We start from the raw sequence: 4059 nt of genomic DNA on the forward strand, positions 1-4059 counted from the left end.
CCCGGTCCTTGGCGGCGTCCAGCGCGGCCATCATCCGGACCACCTGGTCGACGTAGGGCTCACCCCACGACGGCCGGAACGGGTTGACGAGGTGCACTGGTACTCCTTGACCGCGCCCCACACGTTGTTCCCGTACTTCGTGAAGTAGGGCGTGGGGTCGACCGTCACGAGCGCCTTCTTCACGTTCTCGACGATGTCGTCCACGTACTGCTGGTACACGACCATGTCCTGGCGGGAGCCCAGCCTGCCGATGTGACCGCCGACGAAGTGCTTCCACGGATAGCTCATGGCCTTGGCGGGGGCGGCGATGGAGCCGGGGACGTCCTCGTTGAGGTTGAAGCTGTCGAAGGGGACCCAGCCGGGCAGCAGGACGTCGACGAGCATGAGGGTGTGGTGGTTCGGCAGGTGGATGTAGACGTTGTCGGGGGTGTGGTTCGTGCCGTGCCAGGCCAGTTCGACGCGCTCCCCGCCGACGCGCAGTGTGTACCGCCTGTCGAAGGTGATGTCGGGCACCGGCCGGGTCGGGTCGTTGTCGCGGGCCAGAAGTGCCTTGCCCTCTGAGTGACCGATCCGCACCACGTGCCGGCCGAACAGCGACGAGGCACCGAGGTGGTCGGCGTGGTGGTGGGAGTAGACGAGGTGGGTCACTCTGTTGGAGACGCCGTTGGCGGCGGCGATCTCGTCGATGGCCCGCTGGATGTTGTGCCCGATGGACGGCGGCGCGTCGAACAGCACGACCCCCTCACGGGTCGTCAGGAACGCGGCCTGGTAGGTGCCGTCGGTGACCCAGTACAGGTTCTTCTCGATCCGACCGACGTAGTAGCCCTGCGCGTTGACGGCGGGCCCGAGCGCGGACGGCGGTATCGGCGCGTAGTCGGGCAGCGTGGCCGCGGACGCCTGACCGGCGAGCGCGCCGTCGGCCAGCACGGCGACCGTGGGCACGGTCGCCAGCGCCGCGCTCCGGGCGAGGAACGAGCGGCGGTTCGTCGATGACATGGTGATCCCCTTCGGACAGTCGTGACGTACGTGACGTGGACGGGGTGAATGACGCGGGGGAGTACGAGGGTTGGCGTACGGGGTGTGGTGGCGTGCGTGACGTACGGGGCGTGCGTGGCGTCGGACGCGTCCCGGCTACGCGCCGTAGGCCGGCACGATCGCGCCGCCGATGTCGGTCGCGAGGTCGCCGACGAGGAAGGCGATGATGTTCGCGATCGACTCCGGCGACACGGCGTGGGCCAGTGCCTCCGGAGGGAACTCGGCCTGGTTCTTAGGGGTGTTGATGAGCTGCGGCGCCACCGCGTTCACGCGAATGCCGTGCGGGCGCAGCTCCAGGTCGAGAACGCGGACGAGGTGGTTGAGCGCCGCCTTGCCGAGGCTGTAGGCGGCCATGCCCGCGGTCGGCTCGGTCGCCGGCCGGGAGGACACGTGCACGATGGCGCCCCCGCCGCGCCCGCGCATGTACGGCGCCACCGCCTGGCTCAGCCACAGCGCGGCGCCGAGGTTGACGTCGAACGTGAGCCGAAGATCCTCGGGTGTCACGGCGAGCGCCTCTCCCGGGCGGAACACGCCGAGGGTGTTCACCAGCGCTTCGGGAGGCCCGGACTCGGCGGCGATCCGGTCGATGACGCTCCTGGCCAGGGTTGGATCGGTCGCGTCGACCACCTCCCGGCGGATGACGTCGGGCAGTCCCTCCAGGGTCTTCTCCGTACGGTCGACCGCGGTCACGGCATATCCGGCGTCCGCGAGTACCACCGCCGTGGCCAGCCCCAGGCCTCCGCCCGCACCGACCACCACCGCCACACGCTCGCTCATGAGTCCGTCTCCTCGCTGGGCGTCGCCTTCTGGCCGTTGCCCAGGTTCGCCGCGGGAGAGGTGAGCGGTCCTCACCGGATTCCGGTGATCTCACGGACGCGAGCGCCCGGTGCGACGCGCTCGTTCAGTGGTCCTGCCGCGGGTCCAGCACCCGGTGCAGGCCCGGCTCGATGTCCGGCGCGCTGATCGCACCGTAGCCGAGGACGAGGCCCGGTCGCGCGGAGCGGTTCGCGGCGACCTCCGCCAGCGTGTGGACCGCCACGCCGGACGCGCGGGCTTGGCGGGCCCGGGCCACCAGGGCGTCGGGGTCGGCGAGTTGACCCCGGGTGAAGGCGGTCACGTGCAGGCCCGCGGCGGACGGCACCAGCTCGACCAGGTCCGCGAAGTGGCCGGTGAGCGTGCGGGTGACGGCCTGGTGCCGGGTCGCGTAGACCTGCTGCATCCTGCGGATGTGCCGGGCCAGCCGCCCGTCGTCGACGAAACGGGCGAGCGCCGCCTGCGTGGGGACCGCGGTGTGCCAGTCGGCGGTGTACTTGGCGGTGCGCAGTGCCGTGCGCAGGGAGGCGGGCGCCACCAGGAAACCGACGCGCAGGGAGGGCAGCATCACCTTGGAGAACGACCCCACATAGATCACGTGTCCGTCCCGGTCCAGACTGTGCAACGTCTCGACCGGCCGCCCGCCGAACCGGAACTCGCTGTCGTAGTCGTCCTCGATCACCGCCGCACCGTGCCGTCGAGCCCACCGCAGCAACGCAGTTCGGCGCCGCAGCGACATCGGCATGCCGAGCGGGAACTGGTGGGCGGGCGTGACGTACACGGCACGGGTGTCCGCCGGCAGGGCGTCCACGACCAGACCTTCCTCGTCCACGGGTACACCCGTGACCTCGGCACCCTGCGCCAGGAACGGCAACCGGGCCGGTGGATAGCCGGGTTCTTCCACGGCCACCCGATCCCCCGGTTCGAGCAGCACCCGCCCGATCAGATCCAGGGCCTGCTGCGTGCCGGTGGTCACCAACACACCGTCCGGTTCGGCCCGTACACCACGGGAGAGCCCGATGTGCCGGGCGAGCGCGGCCCGCAGTCCGGCGTGCCCGGCCGGATCGCTGTAACCGGCCGACCCGGCCGCGGACAGGCGCAGTTCCTGGGCGATCAGGGGCCGCCAGGCTTCGTACGGGAAGAGCCGGGCGTCAGGGAGGCCGACCCGGAAGTCATGGGCCGCCGCGGTCGGTCCCGTGGTCGGTGGGATCGACCAGGGCGACAGGCCCGACCACAGGGCACGCGGGCGCAGTCCCGGGCCGGTGGGTTCAACGGCGGTCTCGGCTGCGCCCGTTGGCAGTCCGGCCGTCCGCACATAGGTCCCGGAGCCGACCCTGCTGTCCGCGTAGCCCTCGGCGACGAGGCGGTCGTAGGCGACGCCGACGGTGTTGCGCGCCACGGCAAGGCGGCGGCTCAACTCCCGTGTCGGAGGCAGCGGTTCGCCGGGCCGCAGCAGTCCGTCGTGGATCGCGGCACGCAGTTGGCGATAGATCTGACCGGACAGGTCACGCTGCCCGTCGAGCCTGACGTGCACGTCCATCTCGGGCATCCGCTCCCGGGGTTGGGCTGTCGCCGGCCATCGGCCCGCCAATTGGCTCAATCGGTTGATGACTTATTGGCTCTGGAGCTGAGCCTCTGGCGATTTTACGCTCCGACCATGGACATTCGACGACTGGACCGCCAAGCACTGTCACTCACAGGGGAGTTGGTCTCCCAGGTGAAGACCGATCACCTGAGGCTGGCGACGCCGTGCCCGGACTGGACCCTGTACGGCCTGCTGCGCCATCTGGTCTGCCAGAACGAGGGATTCGCCGCCTCCGCGCGCGGCGCGGGCGAGCCGTGGGCCGTGTGGCGCGACGGCGACCTAGGTGACGATCCGGCGGGGGCGTACGAGGCGTCGGCGGAGGAGGTCACGGCGGCGTTCGCCGAACTCGACGTGCTGGAGCGGCGGTTCGCGCTGCCGGAGGTGGGCGAGGGCTTCGTCGTGCCCGGACGGCTGGCGCTCGGCTTCCACCTGCTCGACTACGTGGTGCACGCGTGGGACATCGCGGTGACGATCGGCGCCCCGTGGGAGCCCGCCGCCGAACTCACCGCCGCCGCGCTGGACATCGCAACGCTGGTCCCGGACGAGGGCCGCGGCCCCGGAGCCGCGTTCCGCCGCCGGCTCCCCGTCCCGGACGACGCCGAGCAGGGCGACCGCTTGCTCGCCCT

3 protein-coding genes and 2 pseudogenes are annotated in these 4059 nt (G+C 71.2%); 1 reads left to right on the forward strand and 4 read right to left on the reverse strand.

Features of this window, described 5'->3' with window-relative positions; genetic code table 11:
- The 4 genes and pseudogenes from ACWDR3_RS47300 to pdxR all read right to left on the reverse strand — a co-directional run.
- A pseudogene (locus tag ACWDR3_RS47300) lies at positions 1-94 on the reverse strand (histidine phosphatase family protein); the annotation flags it as partial.
- Between the two features lie 254 nt (positions 95-348).
- Positions 349-996, reverse strand: a pseudogene (locus ACWDR3_RS47305) (MBL fold metallo-hydrolase); the annotation flags it as partial.
- A 135-nt stretch (positions 997-1131) separates the two neighbouring features.
- Positions 1132-1812, reverse strand: a complete 681-nt coding sequence (locus ACWDR3_RS47310) for an SDR family NAD(P)-dependent oxidoreductase (protein ID WP_450358880.1) — start codon at positions 1810-1812, stop codon at positions 1132-1134.
- A gap of 124 nt (positions 1813-1936) precedes the next feature.
- Positions 1937-3397 carry a MocR-like pyridoxine biosynthesis transcription factor PdxR gene (gene pdxR, locus ACWDR3_RS47315; protein ID WP_450358881.1) on the reverse strand — a complete coding sequence of 487 codons (1461 nt, stop codon included), beginning with the start codon at positions 3395-3397 and terminating at the stop codon, positions 1937-1939.
- Positions 3398-3505: 108 nt separating this feature from the next.
- On the opposite strand from pdxR, the gene ACWDR3_RS47320 reads away from it, so the two are divergent.
- Positions 3506-4059 (forward strand): TIGR03086 family metal-binding protein (locus ACWDR3_RS47320; protein ID WP_450358882.1); only part of this gene is annotated, 554 nt, incomplete at its 3' end.

It is taken from the genome of Streptomyces sp. NPDC001002, assembly GCF_053599215.1.